Raw genomic sequence first — 20,919 nt, forward strand, 5'->3', positions numbered from 1 at the left:
ATCAAGTCAAACATGTAGTGAATGTGGATATAAAAATCCTGATGTAAAGAATTTAGCATTGAGAGAATGGAAATGTCCAAAGTGTGGTGCAGTTCATGATAGAGATATAAATGCAAGCAAGAATTTGCTAAAATTAGCCATGTGATTGGTATATATGGGGAAGGAACAGCCCTTTGAGCGTGGGTAATCTGGTAACAGAAGTTACCTTGACCACGAAGCCACCACTTCTATAAGTGGGGGTAGTTCACTAGTAGTAAAATAGATATTGAATATGTTAAACTTAATAATAGAATAGAAGAAGAAAATAATATAGAAATATATGACATGGATATTATGTTCTATGGACTATGTAATGTATGCAGGGAGGAATTGAAATGCCAAGACCAATTAAATTCAGAAGAGTAGAATTTTTCCCAGAGGACACTTATTTTGTCCCTTGGGGAAAACCTAAATGCGATTTAGAAGAAGTGGTTCTAAAAGTAGAAGAACTGGAAGCTATGAGGCTAAAGGATATAGAAGAATTAAATCAAGAAGAATGTGCAGTGAGGATGCAAATATCAAGACAAACCTTTCAAAATATTATCGATTCTGCAAGGAAAAAAGTTGCAATAGCACTAACAGAAGGCAAAGCAATAAAAATCAGTGGTGGCCATTATACTACGCATTTTTGTAAAAATGTATGCTTAGATTGCGGCAATGTTTATGAAATTAATTATGAGCAAGATAAATCTACGTGCCCTAAGTGTGGTTCTAATAATGTTGTGTGTAGCAAAAAGGAAAAGTTCTGCAGGAAATGGTGTAGAAGACATCTTGAAAAGGATAGCGAATAGAAAGAGGCATGTTGAATACTTTCAACATGCCTAAATTTTAATAATTATTATTGACATATGCTCAAAATTATGTATAATAATAATTGTAAATAGCATATGCCAAATATTATTATGGAGGTGAAAAGGATGCCAAGAAGAGATGGAACTGGTCCAATAGGAAGGGGAGCAAGATCAGGAAGAGGAATGGGATATTGCAATGGTAATAGACAAAAAAATAATTTCAGAGGCTGTGGATTAGGACTTGGTTTAGGAAGACATTTCGGGAAAAGATTTTTGGCTGGGGCTTATAATGACAATGAATTCCTTAAGATGCAAAAGGCAATCTTGGAAGAAAGACTAAATTGGATAAATAAAATGCTTAGCATGACAAATGAATAAAAATATTATTGCACCACAATATATCAATCAATAAAGATATATTGTGGTGCTTTTTTATTTTAAAATAGAGTTTTAAATTTATATAAAATATATATCGATATATAAATAATAATTAATTTTAACAATAAGATTCAATTATAAAACATATATTTTAATAGAAATATAAAAGAGTGGGGGGATTTTATGCAGGCTTTTGCTAATCTTGTTGCAAAAATTGATAGTTTTATCTGGGGGTGGCCGCTACTTATTCTGTTGCTCGGAACACATATCTTCTTAACCATTAGGTTGCGCTTTATACAAAAATATATTGGAAAAGGAATTAAGCTTTCTATAACTAAAGACCAATTTGCTGAAGGGGACGTAAGTCAGTTTAGTGCTTTGGCAACAGCCCTTGCAGCAACAATTGGAACAGGTAATATAGTTGGTGTTGCAACTGCTGTTGCATTAGGAGGACCAGGGGCTGTTTTATGGACATGGCTTACGGGTGTATTTGGTATAGCAACAAAATATGCAGAGTCTTTGTTATCAGTAAAATATAGGGTAAAAACAAAGGATGGAACTATGGCAGGTGGGCCTATGTATGTTCTTGAATATGGAATGAAACAAAGATGGTTAGGTCTTTTGTTTGCGATATTTACAAGTATAGCTGCCTTTGGCATTGGTAATACTGTTCAAGCAAATTCAATTGCAAGCATGGTTTACGAAACTTTCAAGGTTCCAGTTTGGATCACAGGTATAATAATGGCAATATTAACAGCTATAGTTATATTAGGTGGTATAAAGAGTATAGCAAGGGTATGCGATATATTAGTTCCGTTTATGGCGTTTTTCTATGTATTAGGATGCCTCATTCTTTTAATAATGAATTACAAAACTGTTCCTCATACAATAGCACTTATTTTCAAAACCGCCTTTACAGGCCAAGCTGCAGTTGGAGGTTTTGCAGGTTCAACTATAATGCTTGCCATGAGATATGGAGTTGCAAGGGGACTTTTCTCAAATGAATCAGGTCTTGGTAGTGCACCTATTGTAGCAGCTGCAGCACAAACAAGAAACCCTGTAAGACAAGCTCTTGTTTCAGCAACAGGGACCTTCTGGGATACAGTAGTTGTATGTGCTATGACGGGACTTGTTCTTGTTAACTCAGGATTGTGGCAGCAGGGCTTAAAGGGTGCTGCACTTACAAAGGCTGCCTTCTCACAGATTCCAACTATAGGTCCAATTGTATTAACTGTAGGTTTGCTAACCTTTGTATTTTCAACTATTCTTGGATGGTCATATTATGGTGAAAAGGCTATTGAATATTTATTTGGCAAAAAGGCAATATTGCCATATAGAATACTTTGGGTAATATTTGTATATATTGGATCGGTGTGGTCATTATCTTTTGTATGGGATTTAGCTGATCTTATGAATGGACTTATGGCAGTTCCAAACCTTATTGCACTTCTTGCACTGAGTGGAGTAATTGTAAGTGAAACTAAGAAATATCTATGGGATGATAAGTTAGATGAAGTATGTGAAGAGGAAGCAATAAAAATAGAAAAGTAAATTTAAACTTAAAGGGTTTGAGAAAAATTCTCAAACCCTATTTTGATATTAATTTTTGTTTTTTTTATCAAAATGAATAAAAAGTTGCAATTTATTAAAAATTATTATGGCAATAATAATATAATAATGCTATAATTTTAAGTGTAAAATAAATTACTATTGGAGGTATTTTTTATGAAGAAAATACTTGTAACAGGAGCTTTAGGCCAGATTGGTTCAGAACTTACTATGTATCTTAGAAAACTATACGGGGATAGTAACGTTATTGCGACAGATAAGAATCCAAATGGTCCAGAAAAAGTATTACAATCAGGTCCATTTGAAGTAGTAGATGTTACTGATGCAACAAAACTTGCAGAAGTAGTTAAAAAATACTCTCCTGACACTATAATCCATCTTGCAGCTATTCTTTCAGCAGTAGGAGAAGCAAAGCCAGACCTTGCTTGGAATGTAAATATGAACGGATTATATAATGTTCTTGAAATCGCAAGGGAAATGAAGCTTGCAGTATTTACTCCAAGCTCAATTGCAGCCTTTGGTCCAAACACTCCTAAGGAAAAAACACCACAGGATACAATTCAAAGACCAACTACTATGTATGGTGTAACTAAGGTTGCTGGAGAGCTCCTTTGTGACTATTATTTCTTAAAATATGGCGTTGATACAAGAGGGGTAAGATATCCAGGACTTATATCCTACGAAACCCTACCAGGTGGAGGAACTACAGATTACGCAGTTCATATATATTATGAAGCGATTAAGAATAAGAAATATACATGCTACATAAAAGAAGGAACATATATGGACATGATGTATATGCCAGATGCCCTTGAGGCTATAGTTCAGCTTATGGAAGCTGACCCATCAAAACTAAAGCACAGAAATGCCTTCAACATAACAGCAATGAGCTTTGCTCCGGAACATATTGCAGCTGAAATTAAAAAGCATATTCCTGAATTTGAAATGGATTACAATGTGGATCCAGTTAGACAATCAATTGCAGAATCATGGCCAGACTCATTAGATGATAGTGCTGCAAGGGAAGAATGGGGATGGAATCCCAAATATGACCTTGCTTCAATGACAGTTGATATGCTCGAAAAACTTAGAGAAAAGTTGAAATAATTAAGGTGCCATTCGGCACCTTAATTTATGTGAATTTTTATTTGTTCAATTCTTTTTTCATCAATCTTTTCAACAGTGAAGGTTATGTTTTCAAATTGGACGCTCTCACCAGTTTCAGGGATATTCCCAATAAGGTTAAGAACAAAACCGCCAATTGTATCGTGATGTTCAGTTGGCAGTTTAAGATTTAATTTTTCATTTACTTCATCTATGCTAACGAGTCCATCGACTATATAAACATTGCTGTCAAGTTTTTGAAAATCCTTAACATCTTCATCGTATTCATCTGCAATATTTCCCACAATTTCTTCAATCAAATCTTCAATAGTAATTATACCTGAAACTCCTCCATATTCATCTATAAGTATTGCCATATGGTTTTTGCTGGCTTGAAGCTCTCTAAAGAGCCTATCTATCTTTTTAGTGTCTGGAACAAAATATGCAGGGCGGAGAAGATCTTTAATTGAAATTTCATCTAATTTTTTTGAGGCCATTTCAACAAATAAATCCTTCATATAAAGAATTCCGACTATGTTATCTATATCACCATCATAAACAGGAATTCTTGAATACTGCTCTTCAATAATTTGATGGATTATTTCTTCCAATGGGGAGTTAATATCTATTGCAAAAACTGCTGTTCTTGGAGTCATAACTTCCTTTGCTAAGGTATCATCAAATTCAAATATACCGTCTATCATTTCTTTTTCAGTCTCGTTTAAAACTCCATTTTCCTCTCCAACGTCAATCATCATTCTAATTTCATCCTCTGTAACCTTTTCCTCTTCATAGGTTGCACCAACACCAAAAAGCTTTGCAAAAAAGTTTGTTGATAATGTTAATATCTTTACAAATGGAGCTGTTATCTTCGATATAAATACTATTGTTCCTATTATGCTAAAGGCAATTCTTTCAGGATTTTGAAGAGCAAGTCTTTTTGGCAAAAGTTCTCCTAAAACAAGGGTTATATATGAAATAAATAGTGTAACAAGTAATAGCGAAATTTGGTCGCTAAAGGGGATATTTAATCTTTTTAAGTATTGAGAAAAGTAGGTTGATATACTGACTGCTGCTGATGCACTGGCGAGAAATCCTGTTAATGTTATACCAACCTGAATTGTTGCAAGGAATTTACTTGGTTCTTTAAAAAGTCTTTGTATCAATAGGGCTTTTTTATCCCCTTCTTGTGCCTGCATGGAAATCTTATTTCTATTAACTGAAATAATTGCTATTTCAGAAGCAGCAAAAAAACCGTTAATTAAAATTAAAACAAATATCAATAAAAAATCTATAAAAACCTGATATGCCCGGGTCATATAAAGGCCCCCTCAAAATTACTTTATATTTATTATATGAAATTTTAAGCCTTTTCAAAAATCTTTTTTCTATATCCATAATCTTTGGATATCGGCCTTCCAATGCTATTGATTTTTCCTGAGATACATCCAAAGCAGTGGGCTGGTGTATCGTTAACACAGATTTTACCGGGGTAAAGGGCATAAAGTTTTCTATATTCTCCTTCCGTAACGTTTGGCATTACAACATTAGCACCGCTTTGAAGAGCTATTAATCTTCCGTTTTTATTTAAAGTTTCCATGGCTGTAGTTGCAGGAATATTTATATCGGGTAAAAGTAGCCTAGTTAAAGCCATAACCTTTAAGCTTAATTCAAAGGTTCCCCCTTTTTCATCCTTAAGGGGTGTATCGGGGTTTGGAATAAATGGCCCTACACCTATCATATCTGCATCTATTTCTTTAAAAAACAAAATATCATCAGCAAGGGATTCTAATGTTTGCCCAGGAAGTCCCACAAGGCATCCTGTTCCAACTTCATAGCCTAATTTTTTTAAATCCATAAGGCATCTTTTTCTATTTTCATGGCTCATATTAGGGTCAAGCTTTTCGTAAAGTCCCTTATCAGTAGTTTCAATTCTAAGAAGATACCTATTTGCCCCTGCTTCTTTATATGCCTTATATTCTTCATAACTTTTTTCGCCTATACTTAGGGTAATTGCAAGATCAAGTTCTTTTATTGCCCTTAATATTCTTGTCATTCTATCGACGTTGAAATAATCATCTTCACCGGATTGCAAAACTACTGTCCTATATCCTAAATTTCTTGCATTTTTAGCAAAATTTATGATTTGTTCTTCCGATAGCCTATATCTTTCTACGTTTTTATTATCTCTCCTTAATCCACAGTATAGACAATTTTGTTTACAAATATTGGAAAATTCTATAAGACCTCTTAAATGGACTTCATCTCCAACATATTTTTTTCTTACTCTGTCTGCAGCCTCAAAAATTTCTTTATCGAATTTATCCTCTTTTAAAAGTAAAACTAATTCATCTTTATTTAAACTATGGGTTTCTTCTGCTTTTTTAATTACATCTAACAAAGCGATCACCTCTTAGTGTTTATATATAAAAATTATAATATATTTTTCATTAATAATAAATATTAATTAGCTATTTATGTCGAAAATTATCAAAAATTTAACGATTTAAAAATTTAGTGGTATAATATAGAAAAATGAACAATAAACTAATAATTGCGTCTAATTTTTAAAAGGTGTTGGGGTGATTATATGAAGAAGGCTTCAAGGATTTTAAGCATTGCTTTGTCAACATTAATTCTTTTATCTAATGTTGCCTACTCGAAAACAAAAAATTCAGAAACAGAAATTTACAAAACAGAGATAGCAAAGGGAATAACATATACAAGAAAATATATCCAAAATTCTGATAGAAAAAATTTATATATTTTAAATGCTGACTTAAACAATAAAAATATAGAACTTGTTTTTTCAAAAGCTGAAGATAAAGTAAAAAAATCAGACACATTAACTAATCAAATAGAAAGAGAGCAGATAAAGGGGAAAAAAGTAGTTGCAGGTATTAATGCCGATATGTTCGAGATGACCTCGGGGTTTAGCACTGGCCCTCAGGTAAGGGATGGATTCATTTTAACTGGATTTTCTTCAAGAAGCGAAGAAAACATCTATCCTGTATTTGGGCTAACAAAAGAAGGAATACCATTTATAGATTATATTCACATGCAGGCAAGCTTAACAATATTAGAATCAAATGCAAGCATTAGTATAGATAACGTTAATAGGGAAAAGTTTAAAGAGTCCATTATTTTATTAAACAATCTTTTAAACGATGAAAGAAAAGTAGATTTTAAGGATTACTATAAAAACGGAGCTTTAACTGTTATAAAGGGGATTTCACAAATTGAGCTTGGAAAAGAATATGAAGGAGTTGTAGTAGACTTAGGAGTAAATAAGAAGGATATTATTATTCCAAAGGACAGCATAGTCCTTGCAAGCAACGGCAAAAAGTTTAATTGGGTTAAGGATAATTTAAAGGTTGGGGATAAAGTTAAAATAAAAGTGGAATTTGATAAACCAATTAAAGATGTGATAGGAACGTATGCTTTTATAGTAAAGGATGGTAAGGCATTAACTTCTCAAGAGATAATAAACAATGGAGCAAATCCTACCCATGTTAATTCAAAAAGAGCAAGAACAGCTATAGGAATTACTAATGACAATAAGATAATTGCAGTAATTGTTGATTATGGTAATAAAGATGGGTATATAAGCGATGGAGCTACTTATCAGGAACTTGGAGTATATATGAAAAACTTAGGCGCTGTAAATGCTGTTGTTTTAGATGGCGGTGGCTCTACACAAATGAACATTAAATTTCCATGGGAGGATAGTTCAAAGGTAGTTAGTAGGTTATCGGATGGTAGAGAAAGAAACATAACAAATGGAATTTTATTTGTTGATAATTCTGGGCCGAGTTATGTGTTAAATAATATATATTTCCCTGAAAATGATGTTTATATTTATAAAAATTCTCAATATCCCTTAAAGCTTTTAGGATATGATACTAATTATAACAGGGTTGATTTAAAGGAAGCTGATATAAAATGGACAATTGATAAGGATTTAGGGAAAATAGTTAATGGAATATTTATTGCAGGGAATAAAGCAATTACAGGGAAAATAATTGCTGAATACCAAGGGAAAAGGGCAATTTTAAATATTAATGTGGTTGATAAGATAAGTGAACTAAAAATATCTCAAAACAATCTATGGATGAGTATAAATCAAAAAAATAAATTTGGCGTAGAAGCTAAATTAAATGGCAAAAATGTTATTGTTTCAGAATCATTAATATCCTGGAGTGTGAATAATAACATAGGTAAAATCGATAAGTTAGGGAATTTTACTGCCCTTCAAAAAGGGAAGGGAGAAGTTGTGGCAAAAATAGGGGATAAAGCTTCAAAGGCACTCATATATGTGGACGTTGATGAAATGATAATAGATGATTTTGAACATAATGAAAGTTCAAGATATTTTGTTGAAGGTCTTTTAAGTTCAAAGGCAGAAACTACAGATCAAAAAGTTAAAAATGGAAGGTATGCCCTTAAGATTTCTTATGACTTAAATGAATGGGATAGAAGGGAGAGTTTAACAAGCAACCTTTATCCTACATTTTACGATGAAAAAAATAATGATTTAATTAACCTTTATGTTTCCCATGTAAAACCTAAAAAAATATCAGTTTGGGCATATAGCGAGGGAACAAATGCAAAAGTTTATGTAAATTTAGTTGATAATAATGATAATGTTTATAAAATTCCATTTAATACAAAGCTTCAAAATGGAAAATGGACATTTTTAACAGCTGATATTCCAGATGTATCTATTCCATTAACCTTTATGAATTTATCATTTGTAGAAGATGATAAATCATTGAAAGGATTATCTACAATTTATTTAGATGATTTAAAGTTTATTTATAATGAAGGTAATGATTATACTCCACCAAAGGTTCTAGAGTTTAAGCCCAAAACTATGTATACAACTAATGGAAGACTAACATTAAGGGTTAACGATGATATTTCAGGAATTGATCCTAATTCAATAAATATTAAAATAGATGGAAAAGCCTATAAAGGAGTTTATGATGAAATTCATAAGGAAATATATGTTGATTTTATTGGGCTAGCTGAAGGTAATCATATTTTAAATGTTCAGTTAAAAGATAAGGCGGGAAACGAGACTAGTTTTGAAGGAAATTTTAATATTGTTTTAGAAGAAGATAAAGAAGGCCCTAAAATTACAAATTTATATCCTTTAAATTCTTCAAAGGTTAGAACTAACATGCCGAGGATAGGATTTAATATTTTAGACGATAAAACGGGAGTAAATCAAAATGATATATTCCTTTTTATTGATTCAATCCAGCAAAATGTATTTTACGATAAGACTTCAGGCTATGGATTCGCCTTACCTAAAAATCCATTGTCAAATGGAGAACATACCCTTACAATCTATGCAAGGGATCAAAAGGGCAATGTTTCGGATGTTGTAGTTTCAAAGTTTTGGGTTGAAGATATGAATGTTATTAGCAAAAAGGATATAGTTATTGATGTCTTTGCTGACACACATACTAAGTATTATTTAGACGAGCTTATAGAAACTTCAAGTAAGGATAATCCGGACCTTATTTTACATGCAGGAGATATTGTCGATGGTGATACAAAGGAAGAATGGGATGGAATAAAGGAAGTTTTATCTAAGGTAACAAAGCCATTTATAATAACAGCCGGGAACCACGATTCGTTAAATAACTCTAACGAGCTTTTAATAAATTTTGGAGACTCTACTCAGTTTTATTCCTACGGGAATACCAATATAATTACATTAAATTCTTCAAAGATGTCTTCAATATATAACACTGATCCAACCCAATATGAATTTTTAAAGAGAGCCTTAAGTATATCAAATAAAAAAAATATAATAATTCTTACTCATGTTCCGACTAGGGATTTTATTAACAAAGGTTATAATATGCCTGAAAGGGATAACAAACTTTTAAAGGATATAATCTTTGATTATAAAAGTAAAAATAAGGATAAAAATATTCTTGTAATTTTCGGTCATCAACATATATTCAAAAAATGGAATGAAAATGGGGTAGACTTTTTAATAGCTGGAAACGGATCGGGTAAAAGATATGCTAAGTTAGAAGATGGCGGATATTTAGGCTTTGCAAGGTTATATATAAACGATAGTATAACTATAAAAAGCGTTCCAGTAATTGAATATCTCGGAATAAAAGATAAGAAGGGCCAGCCGATAAATAAAATAGTTTTACCTAAGGGAAACAAACAAAATATAGAAATTTTGGGTTATATTACGTTTGGAAGCTATAATAATATATTTAATTTAACGAACTTAAAAGATGTAGAAATTTCAATTGCTAACCAAGATCCTAATGTCGTATCCTTTAAAAACTGGAGCTTTGAAGCAAGAAACGTTGGGTTAACGACATTAACCATAAAAGTAGGTTCAACTGTTTTAAATATTCCGGTTGAGGTTGTAGATAAAGAAGTTCCTTTAACAAAAATTAAATTTGACAAAGACAATTTAACTATATCTAATGGAAAAAGTTATAGATTAAACATCGTTGGATATGATATATATGGTAATAGCCATATAATTGACAACAATAAAATAAAATATTTGATTAATGGTAAAATAGGAATAATAAAAAACGGAGTATTGACAGTTAAGGGGAAAAGGGGCATTAAAGGAGAAGTCGTAGCTGTTTATAAAGACAAGAAAGCGGTTATGAAGGTTCAAATTAAATGAGGCTGCTTTGCAGCCTCATTTATCTTTTGCTGGTCATTTCAAACAGAACTTGAGCAGTTGCAGAGATTTCCTCTACAGTTGCTAAAATTTCTTCAAGAGCAGTTGCTTGATCTTGGAAAACTATATTAGTTTTGTTTATATCGGAACTTATATCGTTAACATATTTTTGTATATTTTTAAGGATTTCATTTATTTTTTTAATTGATTCATTGCTGGAGGTAGAAAGTTTTCTTATCTCTTGAGCTACTACTCCAAATCCTTTTCCACTCTCTCCAGCTCTTGCAGCTTCAATAGCAGCATTTAATCCCAAAAGATTTGTTTGATCTGCAATGTTTTTTACAAATTTTAAAATTTCATCGGTATTTTTTACCTGTTCATTGGCCTCTTGAATAGTATGCTGAATTTTTCTATTGGCTTCAGAAACGTTTTGGACTCCAACGGCTATATTGCTTATCGCTTCAGTAATTTGAGACAAAGCATCATTTAAATTATTAGATAGTTCCTGGATTTCAACATGCTTTTTCGTGCTTTTAATTATAGACAAAACACCAATTACATTTTTGCTATCGTTTTTAATAGGGACAGATATGCATTTAATTGGCTCGCCGAATATTTCTTTAGGAATTTCTTTAGTTATTACATTACCTGTTTTTATGGCTTCATAATCTGCACCATCCTTTGATATAAGGTCTCCTTCTTTAACATATATGTTTAGTTTATCAAGATAATAAACTTTAAGATATTTTTCTCTGTCAGAGATATTAAAGGCAACCTTTTCATCAAAGAACTTAATTAGGTAAGGCAAAACATTTTCAAAGGATTGGATGAAATTTTCAAGATTATTCATAAAATTCCCCCTCTCTTTATGATTTTATCATAAAATATAGTTTAAAGTAATATTTTTAAATTAGTAATTTTGTTAGGTGAAGATATGAGGAAAAAAAGGATGATTTATAGAAAATTGTTTGTTAGATTAGTTATCGCAATACTTTTATTAATTTTTATATTTTTTTTATTAAAAATTGAAAAGGAAAAGATTCAGGTAAAAAAAGTCACAAGGCAAGAGGCGTATAAAAGGGCGATGGAGATAATTAATTTTGTTTGGGAATATCAACCTAAAGTGTTTAATCGTGATGATATCAAATTGCCTAATTTTTTAGGGAATGAGAGGAAAATTGTTGTTGGCATTCCCTACTGTTGGGGAGGATATATTTCAGTTGATATTAGCGATAGGATTGATGTTAAAAATTTTAAAGATGCTATAGAAAAGGATTATGTCCCAGGCAATGTTTTAACAGAAGGAGGCTATAAGGCAAAAACTGCCGGACTTGACTGTTCAGGATTTGTAGGAGCTGTGTATAATTTACCTGAAAAGGTTTCTACAAAGACTTTAAAAAGATATTTTAAATATATAAGCATAAAAAAAATTAAACCTATGGATATTTTTAATGCTGAAGGTGAGCACACGTTTATTTATTTAAAAGAAAGTTATGATAAAGAGGGAATTATAACTCTTGAGGCAAGGCATAGTAATAGTTTAAAAAGTAAGGATAAAACTGTAGTAAGTTATAGAACATATGAAGAAATCAAAAAGGGGCAAAACGGTAAAAAATTTTATCCTATGAGATATAAAGGAATAGTGGAAGATGATATTAAAGTAAACATGGATTCGTATGAATACAATAACACTCTTGATAAGGCTTATAAAATAAAAAAGAATATGCTTTTTTCAGGAAGCATTGATTATATTGAGGATATTGATATATTTAAAATAGATGTAGAATATAAACAAAAAATAATGCTTAAGGTTTTTCAACTTCCAAAGGATATAAAATTGACAATTAAAAATGCTGATGAAAGGGAATTAAAAGTTATTGAAAGACAGGGCTTTTATTTATTAGAACTTGATAAGGGAACTTATTATTTACAATTTAAGAATAATAGCTTGAAAACTTTGGAAGAAAATTATATATTTGAAATAAGTTAAATTTTAAATAATAAAGGGGAGATGGGTGTGTATTTAATTTTTTTAAGTTTATTTTTAGGAATTATGGTAGGTGCATTTTTAAAACTGCCTGATACAATAGTTAAATTTAATTCAAAATTTCAATTAGCTGGATTATTTTTGCTTATTTTCACTATGGGAATTAAGATCGGAAACGATGAAAATATTGTTAAAAATATTAAACTTATTGGAATTAAATCTTTTTCCTTTGCCCTTTTTACAGCTTTGTTTAGTGCGATTGCTGTATATATTATTTATATAAAATTTTTAAGGGAGGAATAAAGATGGTCTATATTATTTTAATTTCTTTAACATTAGGAATAGCCTTTGGAAATTTCATTTCGCCGGAAATGTTCAAAGATATTGATAAAATATCAACTATAGCACTTAATCTTTTGATTTTTTCGGTAGGGGTAGATATTGGATTGAATAAAGAGGTCCTTACAAAGATAAAGAAAAAGGGGGTTAAAATACTATTAGTTCCTCTTGCTGTAGTTATTGGTAGCTTGTTTGGAGGTTTGATCGTAGGATTAATTTTTAAATTACAGACAAATTTAGCTTTGGCTATTTCGGCAGGCTTTGGGTGGTATAGCCTATCAGCAGTAATTTTGACAAATTTAGCAGGTGCAGAAGCTGGAACAGTTGCATTTTTAAGTAACGTTTTTAGAGAACTTTTAGCCGTTTTATCCATAGGCTTTATAGCAAGCAAAATAAACTACATAACTGCAATAGCACCATCAGGGGCAACAGCAATGGATACAACTTTGCCTGTTATTTCAAAATTTACAGATGAAGAGACCGTCGTCATTGCTTTTTTGACCGGCACAATTCTAACCTTTTTAGTTCCTTTCCTTGTCCCATTTTTTTATAATATTTAGGATCTGGCTAAGCCAGATCCTTTATTTTTTCTCAAAGCTGCCACAGTCTGTGCTTTCCTTTGTAGTTGCAGGAGTAGTATGGTTTACAACTTGGATTGCATTAAGGGTGCAATAATTTTCGTTTTGTGCATGATATTTGCAGTCACGAACATTACAAGCAATGCTTCTATTTACCATATTAACACCTCCATTAAATTTTTACAAAATTATTGTGTGCAATAAGTAAAATATTATGCTATGATTTGTTAAATAATTTTGCGAAATATAGGAAAAAATAGGAATAAAACTTATATTAAAGGCAAAAAATTAAGAATAAAATGGATTAGTGTTGTAATATACATGAATTTGAAGGACGAATATACACTAATTTTTGAAGGATTTATTTATTTAAAAAAGAAGTATTTTAAATAGTAAATTATGGAAGAGGGGATGATAGTGATTAAAAAGATATTAATTTTTATTCTTGCTTTTTTTATGTTCTTTATTTATAAAACAAATGACCTTAATGCAAAGAAAAGTTTTAATTTATTATATCCAGAATTTTATTATCTTGATGGTGGAGAGTATTTTATAGATACAAATGATTTTAATATTTATAAAGATAAATCTTTATTAATTAAAGATTCAAATGAAATGGGATTTATTAAATATGGTGACAGCATTTTCTTTATAAATAGCAAAGATAATTATTTATATAGGTTTGACCTTCAAAATAAAAGAGTAGACAAGGTAAGTCAAAACAAGGTATTTAAAAAATATCTAAATTTTTTCATCTTAAATGACAAAATATTTTATTATGACTATAAAAATGAATTAAGGAAAATATGGAATGGAAGGGATTTGATAGCTCTTCCCTTTGAAGCTAATATCGCTAATGCATTATTTGAAAATAGAATTATTATAAACAACATGATTTTGACTTGGGGGCAGAAGGGGATATATAAAATTGATTTAGAAAACTATTCAATATCTAGATTATATGATGAAGAAGTTTATGCCCTTCAGGCCAATGATGAAAATATTTATTTTATTGATAGCAATTTGAATTTGGTAGTTATGAATTTTTATGGCAAAGTCGCAAAAAAAATAAAAACAAATGCAGTTGACTTTGGAGCTGACTTTAATTTAGGGAAGTTAATATTAGATAATGGATTTTTATATTATATAAATTATCACTTAAAAGGGAACAAATTAATAAGAATAGAATTAAAAAACTATAAAGAAGAGGTTTTGCTTGAAAATGTAATTGATTTTTATGTTAAAGACAATATGTTATTTGTATTATCAAAAGCGGATGGAGATAATATAAAACTTATTGATTTAAAAAATAAAAAAATTACCTTACTACCTAAAGAAAATTACATATCTTTACTTTCATATAATAACAATATTTTATGTGTGTTAGTAAAATCTAAAAATCATGAAAATTTTTTAGGTGAATTAAAATTTATAGATATAAAATAAGTTCCCCAATTGAAGGATTAAGTCAATTGGGGACTAATCAAACAGATAAATTCCAAGCTTGCCATAAAAGGATATGCCGATATAATCTGAAACAGAAAGCCCATGTTTTCGTTGAAAACTATGAATGGCATGTTTTGTGCTTTCATTATAAATACCATTTACATAGCCATTGTAAAACCCTAATTCCTTTAATTTTTTTTGGATTACATAAACATCGGAACCTCTATCACCTGGTTTTAAAACCCTAAATCCGCTTCCAAAGGGGCCAAAGGGGCCGCCGTAAATTGTAACTTTTGTTCCAATTGGAGTAATTCTATAAAGTTCTGCGACATCCCTATTAAACATACGTATGCATCCATGGGAGAGGGGACGACCTATGGACCAAGGTTCATCAGTTCCATGGATTCCATACATACCCCAAGGGACATTGAAACCCATCCAATAACCTCCAAATCCTTCGCCCCATCTTGCCTTACTTGTTATTGTCCAGGTTCCGATAGGGGATGGAGTTTTATACTTTCCTGAGGAAACAGGATAAGTTTTTACAACCTTTCCCTCTGATATAAGATACATTTTATTTTCAGTTATATCGACGAAGATATACAGATTAGTAAATTTTTTATTTAAAAATGTTTCTTTAAAAACGCTATTTCCATCAATAAAAGTAATTTTACCGCTTATTATGACAATTAGTGATATAAATATAATGAATATGATTAGAACAGCTTTTTTCACATGACCACCTTTAAAATAAGTTTCTATAAAATAATATTTCATATTGAAGGGAAATATTACAAAAAAACCAGGCCAAAAGCCTGGTTTAATACTTATCTATTTGCAGAAATTTTTATCATAGCTTGATGCCTTTCATCTACCTGCCAATCCTTATGTCTTAATGAATTAACAAAGTGGATATCAAAATGTCCGTCCATATTATTACCCTTTATATAATCATAATTTGGACCATAACCATAATTACCGGATCTATTATATACATTTACCCCTGAAGGATATGCATCAAGACCAGCATGTGGCATACCCGCCATTGAAGCTGCAATTCTTCTTCCGTTTACAACTAAAATAATAGGTCTAACATCCCATGTCCAATTTCCACCGAATATTTCCTTCATTATTGCTGTATCCTGTGCCGTTAACGTTTCAACATCGGCATGACCAGATCCTATAGTTCTTTTTATTCTAAAGCTTTTTCCTGTAAAGTAATCTATAACAGTGGCTTCAGCACCTACTGGGAATATATATTGAGCTTGCGTAAACCAATCAAGATACTCGCCATATTTTGGATAATATGGCTTTACAGGAACTACAATTTTGGGAATTCTCATAGCTTGTCCAATGGATAAAACTGTTGAAGTAGTTATATTATTTGCACTACAAATATCATTTACCGTTACTCCAAACTTTTGTGATATACTCCAGAGCGTGTCCCCTTTTTGCACATAATAAATTTGATAATCAGTATATGATCTGTATTTATTATCGATAACCTCAAAAAGCTTGTTAAATAAAGTTTTATCAGCCCTTCCTGTTACATTAAGACCATAATCCCTTTGAAAATTCATAACTGCACTTTGTGTAAGGCTACCGAAGTATCCTGTTGGTTGAACTGAAAGATATCCTAACGCGTAAAGATAAGTTTGAAGTTCGGAAACACTTTCATGCCTCATTCCAAAGGATAATATTTTCGGTTCATTAGCTAATGCTTTGTTAAGTTGGTTAAGAGTAACAAGGTCTAAAGTCCCAGTTGGATTTAGTGAGTTATCGGCTTGAAACTTCTGAACCGCTAAGTATGTGGTATAGCCATATATTCCATCGATGTTTGATGTGTAGTAGCCTAATGTTTTAAGGTTAGTTTGAAGTTCTGCAACCTGTTCACCCCTATTACCATAATATAACGGGAGGGTTATAGCAGCGTTGACTACTGAAGGGATTATAAGTAGGAAGGCTATTAATAGTGATGCTATTCTCTTTACCATGCTAACCACCCCTTAAATCTTTTTTTAAATTATATCAAAATTTTATTTAAATTTTAATGAACAAATTATGGCAGGGGTGGCAATATGATCATGATTTAAGGGAGCCCATAAAGGCTCCCCCTAGAGATTGTTTAAATCGGAAAAGGCTTGTTTTTGATTGTTGTATTCTTCTAAGGTTTCTATCCATAGGTTGGTTATTTGGATATACGATTTTTGAGCTTCTTCGAATTTTTGATTGATTTTTGTAAGTGTTTCCTGGTCAGAACCCGTTTGAGAAAGAAGACTTATGGTTTCTTTGAAGTTTTTGCAGTAGTCTACATAAGAGTTTATAATATCGTCAATTTTGGAATGGATGTTAACTAATTTTTCAGGAATTGATAAATTTGAAAATGCCGCTTGTAATGCCTCAAGTTTAATTAATTTTTTTTCTATCGCTATGTTTGTTGAGTAGATAGAATCTTGACTATTCATTATATTATCTAAATAAGTATTTAAATCTGTTTTTATATAAATAAATTCATTAATCAATTTATCCATTTCGATAAAATAATTTTGATATTGTTCAAATAATCTATTTTTTTGTTCGTAGGTTGAATAGTATTTATATGCAAATGTATGTAAATTGTTTGGCAAAATAGCAAATTCAGAAGGTAATTTGATTTTAGCTATTTTTAAATTGTTATATTTTTCCTGAGTTTCAAGCATGTATTTGTTGAAATTATCTATAGCATTAAATATTTTGTTGGATTTTAGGTTATTCATAATAAGCCTAAGTTGCGTAAGGAGTTTTTTGTTTGTATTAATACATTCAATAACTTTTTTATGCTCATATGTGTATTTTTCCGGCGGAGTAATATTTTGTAGTTCAATAATTAAGTCACCCATTCTAACTTCTTTGTTTTCAATTTCAGATATTAAATTTTTAATGGATGTATTATCATCAATAGAAATCGACTGTAAAAGAGCTAATTTTTTTGAAATGTCCTTATTTAATTGTTCTGCATTGTTTAATATCTTTTTAACTTGCTTTAAATAGGATTGGTTTATAGAGTTATATAAGTAATAAAAAGAAAAATAGATGATTGAAGAAGTAAGGGTTAAGGTTAATAAAACTATTAGTATTTTAATTTTATTTATTTTTATTTCTCCTTGGATTTTATTTCTCATTGAACCCCCTCCAATAAATATTTACTAATAAAATTCTACTAAATCCAATTATTTCCTTCTAATTTTCAAAAAGTTTTTTACATTTCTTACTCCCTCGATGCCTTCTGCAATTTCCTCAGCTGTTTCCATATCATGAAGACTATCCACATAACCGGTTAATCTTACACTTCCATTGTCAACGAAAACCCTTATATCATTTCTGTCCAGATTATTGTTTACAAGTTCAGTTTGTATTCTGTTGTTGATTGTAACATCGTCAATTTTATATAAAGAATCAATTTCAACATGGGATACAACGTCTTTAATCCCAAGGGCTTCTGATGCTAATTTCATGGCTAATTTTTTTTCCTTTAATGTTTTTACCCTGCCTTTCAAAATTGCTGTTCCTCTTTGAACCTGAACACCAACTGAGGTAAGTTCAGGATGTCCTTTAAATTTATTCATTACGTTTTCTTCAATTTCTTTGTCTTCTATTGTTCCATCAGTTGAGACGGTTATTGAATTTTCAATAGAATCTACCCCATCAATTCTTGATGCTAATTCTTCTACAGCTAATTTCTCAGATAGTGTGTCAACTATTCCATATAAAGTTACATGACCATTTACACATTTTACGTTTATATCCATAGAAAGTTCTTTAAGTTCTCTTTCTAGTAGATCTCTAATTTCATTTTCTATTCTTTCATTTTCTAACATAGGATCACTCCTTTACATTATATTCCTTAAATAATTTTTCCATAATCTAAAAATTTAATTCATTAAATTATACTAATAAAAAATTTTTTGATATATAATTATAGTTGAGATTTATTGTGGGAGTGAAAGTTATATGAATGGCTTTACTGGAATTATGGATCTTATTAAAAATATGAGTATAAGAAATGTTATTGATATTTTAATAGTAGCTTACATTTTTTATGAATTTTATATTTTTATAAAACAGACAAGGGCTGAACAGCTTTTAAAGGGACTTGTTTTTATCGCTGTTGTTATGAAACTTAGCGATTGGTTTGGACTTGTAACTTTATATTGGCTAATTAAAAATACATTAACAGTTGGAGTTATTGCGTTACTTATTATTTTTCAACCAGAATTGAGAAAGGCTCTGGAACATTTAGGAAGAAGTAGATTCTTAACTAAAAAGTTTTTTGAATCGGATGAAGAAATTCAAAAGGTTGTAGATGAAATAGCTGTGGCTGTCAATAATATGGCAAAGACTAAAACAGGTGCTCTAATCGTTATTGAACAGGAGACTGGACTTAATGATTTCGTGGCAAGCGGAACAAAAATCGATGGTATTGTTTCATCCGAGCTTTTGGAAAATATTTTCTTTGAAAACTCTCCACTTCATGATGGGGCGGTAATAATAAGAAGAGATAGGATTGTTGCTGCAGGATGTGTTCTGCCGTTAACAGAGCAAAATGTCAATAAGGATCTTGGAACAAGACATCGGGCAGCAATAGGTGTAACAGAATCGTCAGATGCCATTTCCATTGTTGTTTCTGAAGAAACCGGCACTATTTCTTTGGCGATAAATGGAAGACTTACAAGGGGATACAACATAGAAAGGCTAAAAAATGTCCTAACAAAGCTTCTTATCCATAATATGTTTACTGATTCAACAATGTTTAAGAAGGTGAAAATATGGCTTGGAAAAACAAACAAGAAATAATAACTATGATTTTTTGTGTATTTATTGCTTTTGTTTTATGGATTTATGTTATGGGGGAACAAAATCCAACACAAACTAGGGTTATAGAAGATATTCCAGTTTATTTTACTAATCTTGATAATTTAGAACAAAACAATTTGACGATAGTTCCTAACCAAACCTTTGCGGTAAATTTAACAATTACAGGAAGAGCAATGGATGTTTTTAAGGCAAAACCTGAAGACTTTAGATTAGAGGCGGATTTAGGAGGATATATTAAAAAGGGAATTAACAATGTTCCGGTTGAGGTTAAATCGGCACCTAAAGGGGTTTCTGTTCTTTATGAAAGGGGAATTCCCTATGTCAAGGTAAAGATCGATAGCTTACTTGAAAAGACTGTTCCCGTAAGCTTAAATATAACTGGCCAGCCTAAGGAAGGCTTTGGATATGTTAATCCAAATATAAAGCCCTCAGAGATTTTAATAAGAGGACCAGAAACATATGTAGCTAAAGCTATAGGTGCTGTTATAAATGTCGATTTATCTAAGCGGGATACTGATTTTTCAGCCTCTTTACCAATAAAGGTTATAGACAGTTATGGAGATTCTGTCCAATACCTTAATATTGAGCCTAAATATATTGATGTTTACTTTCCGATTAAGCCGTCTAAAGAAGTTCCTGTTATAGTAAAAACAAAGGGCGAAGTTCCGGACAATAAAATATTACATTCAATAAGCCCAATGCCTGCATCTGTTAAAATAATTGGTGAAAAAGACATAATTAATGCTGTTGATTATATTGAGACAGAACCGATGGATTTGTCAAAGATTAATTTATCAACCTATAAAGATATTAATTTGATAATCCCAGAAGGCATTTCACTAGCAAATAATATAAAAAGTATAACCGTTGACATAAAGGTAGAAAATAAAATAGAAAAGACATTATCGGTAGATTTACAAATTCATAATGTTAACAACGATTATGATTATTTAGTTTATCCAACAAAGATTAACGTTACAGTTATGGGATCAGAAAGCATAATTAATTCTCTTAGTTCAGATTCTATTATTGCTTATGTAGATGTATCAGATAAGCAGGAGGGCGAATATCAAATTCCAATAAAACTTGATTTGCCTAACAATGTGGCTCTAAAAAGAAAGCATATAAATGAAGCTACAGTAAATATAAATAAAAAATGAT

At 30.9% G+C, this 20,919-nt stretch carries 20 protein-coding genes; 12 read left to right on the forward strand and 8 right to left on the reverse strand.

What is annotated here, in order from left to right; genetic code table 11:
• The 5 genes from Q3V94_RS01230 to Q3V94_RS01250 all read left to right on the forward strand — a co-directional run.
• Nucleotides 1–145: zinc ribbon domain-containing protein (locus tag Q3V94_RS01230; RefSeq protein WP_303524745.1), on the forward strand; the 145-nt coding region annotated here is incomplete at its 5' end.
• Nucleotides 146–374: 229 nt separating this feature from the next.
• Nucleotides 375–830: a DUF134 domain-containing protein gene (locus Q3V94_RS01235; RefSeq protein WP_274767204.1), complete on the forward strand. Its 456-nt coding sequence runs from the start codon at nucleotides 375–377 to the stop codon at nucleotides 828–830.
• Between the two features lie 126 nt (nucleotides 831–956).
• Nucleotides 957–1,208, forward strand: a complete 252-nt coding sequence (locus Q3V94_RS01240; RefSeq protein WP_303524715.1) for a DUF5320 domain-containing protein — start codon at nucleotides 957–959, stop codon at nucleotides 1,206–1,208.
• Nucleotides 1,209–1,391: 183 nt separating this feature from the next.
• Nucleotides 1,392–2,759: a sodium:alanine symporter family protein gene (locus Q3V94_RS01245; protein WP_303524716.1), complete on the forward strand. Its 1,368-nt coding sequence runs from the start codon at nucleotides 1,392–1,394 to the stop codon at nucleotides 2,757–2,759.
• Nucleotides 2,760–2,933: 174 nt separating this feature from the next.
• Nucleotides 2,934–3,884, forward strand: coding sequence for an L-threonine 3-dehydrogenase (locus Q3V94_RS01250; RefSeq protein ID WP_008907415.1), 951 nt, complete (start codon nucleotides 2,934–2,936; stop codon nucleotides 3,882–3,884).
• Nucleotides 3,885–3,904: 20 nt separating this feature from the next.
• On the opposite strand, the gene Q3V94_RS01255 is transcribed toward Q3V94_RS01250, so the two are convergent.
• Both Q3V94_RS01255 and hydE read right to left on the reverse strand, forming a co-directional pair.
• Nucleotides 3,905–5,200 carry a hemolysin family protein gene (locus tag Q3V94_RS01255; protein ID WP_008907414.1) on the reverse strand — a complete coding sequence of 432 codons (1,296 nt, stop codon included), beginning with the start codon at nucleotides 5,198–5,200 and terminating at the stop codon, nucleotides 3,905–3,907.
• 44 nt (nucleotides 5,201–5,244) lie between these two features.
• Nucleotides 5,245–6,282: a [FeFe] hydrogenase H-cluster radical SAM maturase HydE gene (hydE, locus tag Q3V94_RS01260; RefSeq protein ID WP_008907413.1), complete on the reverse strand. Its 1,038-nt coding sequence runs from the start codon at nucleotides 6,280–6,282 to the stop codon at nucleotides 5,245–5,247.
• Nucleotides 6,283–6,471: 189 nt separating this feature from the next.
• On the opposite strand from hydE, the gene Q3V94_RS01265 reads away from it, so the two are divergent.
• Nucleotides 6,472–10,557: a phosphodiester glycosidase family protein gene (locus Q3V94_RS01265; RefSeq protein ID WP_008907412.1), complete on the forward strand. Its 4,086-nt coding sequence runs from the start codon at nucleotides 6,472–6,474 to the stop codon at nucleotides 10,555–10,557.
• 19 nt (nucleotides 10,558–10,576) lie between these two features.
• Here Q3V94_RS01265 and Q3V94_RS01270 read toward each other — a convergent pair whose 3' ends face one another.
• Complete coding sequence (locus Q3V94_RS01270) at nucleotides 10,577–11,404, reverse strand: methyl-accepting chemotaxis protein (RefSeq protein ID WP_008907411.1); 828 nt, start codon at nucleotides 11,402–11,404, stop codon at nucleotides 10,577–10,579.
• An 84-nt stretch (nucleotides 11,405–11,488) separates the two neighbouring features.
• On the opposite strand from Q3V94_RS01270, the gene Q3V94_RS01275 reads away from it, so the two are divergent.
• From Q3V94_RS01275 to Q3V94_RS01285, 3 genes are read left to right on the forward strand one after another with little or no spacing between them, the layout of a single operon-like run.
• On the forward strand, nucleotides 11,489–12,544 hold the full coding sequence (locus tag Q3V94_RS01275) for a hypothetical protein (RefSeq protein WP_303524719.1): 1,056 nt from the start codon (nucleotides 11,489–11,491) through the stop codon (nucleotides 12,542–12,544).
• Nucleotides 12,545–12,571: 27 nt separating this feature from the next.
• Entirely contained in the window at nucleotides 12,572–12,844 is a 273-nt protein-coding gene (locus tag Q3V94_RS01280; protein WP_008907408.1) for a LysO family transporter, read from the forward strand.
• A 2-nt stretch (nucleotides 12,845–12,846) separates the two neighbouring features.
• Complete coding sequence (locus tag Q3V94_RS01285) at nucleotides 12,847–13,440, forward strand: lysine exporter LysO family protein (RefSeq protein WP_008907407.1); 594 nt, start codon at nucleotides 12,847–12,849, stop codon at nucleotides 13,438–13,440.
• A gap of 21 nt (nucleotides 13,441–13,461) precedes the next feature.
• On the opposite strand, the gene Q3V94_RS01290 is transcribed toward Q3V94_RS01285, so the two are convergent.
• On the reverse strand, nucleotides 13,462–13,617 hold the full coding sequence (locus Q3V94_RS01290; protein ID WP_008907406.1) for a DUF1540 domain-containing protein: 156 nt from the start codon (nucleotides 13,615–13,617) through the stop codon (nucleotides 13,462–13,464).
• A 258-nt stretch (nucleotides 13,618–13,875) separates the two neighbouring features.
• Between Q3V94_RS01290 and Q3V94_RS01295 the strand changes: the two genes are divergently transcribed.
• Entirely contained in the window at nucleotides 13,876–14,904 is a 1,029-nt protein-coding gene (locus tag Q3V94_RS01295) for a DUF5050 domain-containing protein (RefSeq protein WP_008907405.1), read from the forward strand.
• Nucleotides 14,905–14,937: 33 nt separating this feature from the next.
• On the opposite strand, the gene Q3V94_RS01300 is transcribed toward Q3V94_RS01295, so the two are convergent.
• The 4 genes from Q3V94_RS01300 to Q3V94_RS01315 form a co-directional block, all read right to left on the reverse strand.
• Nucleotides 14,938–15,639 (reverse strand): L,D-transpeptidase family protein, encoded by a 702-nt coding sequence (locus tag Q3V94_RS01300; protein WP_303524724.1) that lies wholly within the window; start codon nucleotides 15,637–15,639, stop codon nucleotides 14,938–14,940.
• A 92-nt stretch (nucleotides 15,640–15,731) separates the two neighbouring features.
• A complete protein-coding gene (locus tag Q3V94_RS01305; protein ID WP_008907403.1) occupies nucleotides 15,732–16,898 on the reverse strand; it encodes a peptidoglycan-binding protein in 1,167 nt (388 codons plus the stop codon).
• Between the two features lie 120 nt (nucleotides 16,899–17,018).
• Nucleotides 17,019–18,065: a hypothetical protein gene (locus Q3V94_RS01310; RefSeq protein WP_008907402.1), complete on the reverse strand. Its 1,047-nt coding sequence runs from the start codon at nucleotides 18,063–18,065 to the stop codon at nucleotides 17,019–17,021.
• A gap of 48 nt (nucleotides 18,066–18,113) precedes the next feature.
• A complete protein-coding gene (locus Q3V94_RS01315) occupies nucleotides 18,114–18,761 on the reverse strand; it encodes a BON domain-containing protein (RefSeq protein ID WP_303524726.1) in 648 nt (215 codons plus the stop codon).
• Nucleotides 18,762–18,894: 133 nt separating this feature from the next.
• Here Q3V94_RS01315 and cdaA point away from each other — a divergent pair, with 133 nt between their 5' ends.
• The gene (gene cdaA / locus Q3V94_RS01320; RefSeq protein ID WP_008907399.1) at nucleotides 18,895–19,737 is read left to right on the forward strand and encodes a diadenylate cyclase CdaA; all 843 of its coding nucleotides are present in this window, start codon (nucleotides 18,895–18,897) and stop codon (nucleotides 19,735–19,737) included.
• Nucleotides 19,710–20,918 (forward strand): YbbR-like domain-containing protein, encoded by a 1,209-nt coding sequence (locus Q3V94_RS01325; protein WP_008907398.1) that lies wholly within the window; start codon nucleotides 19,710–19,712, stop codon nucleotides 20,916–20,918. Before cdaA ends, Q3V94_RS01325 begins: the two co-directional genes overlap by 28 nt.
• Nucleotide 20,919 lies beyond the last annotated feature (1 nt).

Origin of the sequence: Caloramator sp. CAR-1, assembly GCF_030546345.1 — a bacterium.
Taxonomy (GTDB): Bacteria; Bacillota; Clostridia; order Clostridiales; family Caloramatoraceae; genus Caloramator; species Caloramator australicus.

Bases quoted from the DNA above. Each gene is read 5' to 3' on its own strand.
- Q3V94_RS01235 (WP_274767204.1), top strand. From the start codon at position 375: ATGCCAAGACCAATTAAATTCAGAAGAGTAGAATTTTTCCCAGAGGAC.
- Q3V94_RS01240 (WP_303524715.1), top strand. From the start codon at position 957: ATGCCAAGAAGAGATGGAACTGGTCCAATAGGAAGGGGAGCAAGATCA.
- Q3V94_RS01245 (WP_303524716.1), top strand. From the start codon at position 1,392: ATGCAGGCTTTTGCTAATCTTGTTGCAAAAATTGATAGTTTTATCTGG.
- Q3V94_RS01250 (WP_008907415.1), top strand. From the start codon at position 2,934: ATGAAGAAAATACTTGTAACAGGAGCTTTAGGCCAGATTGGTTCAGAA.
- Q3V94_RS01255 (WP_008907414.1), bottom strand. From the start codon at position 5,200: ATGACCCGGGCATATCAGGTTTTTATAGATTTTTTATTGATATTTGTT.
- Q3V94_RS01265 (WP_008907412.1), top strand. From the start codon at position 6,472: ATGAAGAAGGCTTCAAGGATTTTAAGCATTGCTTTGTCAACATTAATT.
- Q3V94_RS01270 (WP_008907411.1), bottom strand. From the start codon at position 11,404: ATGAATAATCTTGAAAATTTCATCCAATCCTTTGAAAATGTTTTGCCT.
- Q3V94_RS01275 (WP_303524719.1), top strand. From the start codon at position 11,489: ATGAGGAAAAAAAGGATGATTTATAGAAAATTGTTTGTTAGATTAGTT.
- Q3V94_RS01285 (WP_008907407.1), top strand. From the start codon at position 12,847: ATGGTCTATATTATTTTAATTTCTTTAACATTAGGAATAGCCTTTGGA.
- Q3V94_RS01290 (WP_008907406.1), bottom strand. From the start codon at position 13,617: ATGGTAAATAGAAGCATTGCTTGTAATGTTCGTGACTGCAAATATCAT.
- Q3V94_RS01305 (WP_008907403.1), bottom strand. From the start codon at position 16,898: ATGGTAAAGAGAATAGCATCACTATTAATAGCCTTCCTACTTATAATC.
- Q3V94_RS01310 (WP_008907402.1), bottom strand. From the start codon at position 18,065: ATGAGAAATAAAATCCAAGGAGAAATAAAAATAAATAAAATTAAAATA.
- Q3V94_RS01315 (WP_303524726.1), bottom strand. From the start codon at position 18,761: ATGTTAGAAAATGAAAGAATAGAAAATGAAATTAGAGATCTACTAGAA.
- cdaA (WP_008907399.1), top strand. From the start codon at position 18,895: ATGAATGGCTTTACTGGAATTATGGATCTTATTAAAAATATGAGTATA.
- Q3V94_RS01325 (WP_008907398.1), top strand. From the start codon at position 19,710: ATGGCTTGGAAAAACAAACAAGAAATAATAACTATGATTTTTTGTGTA.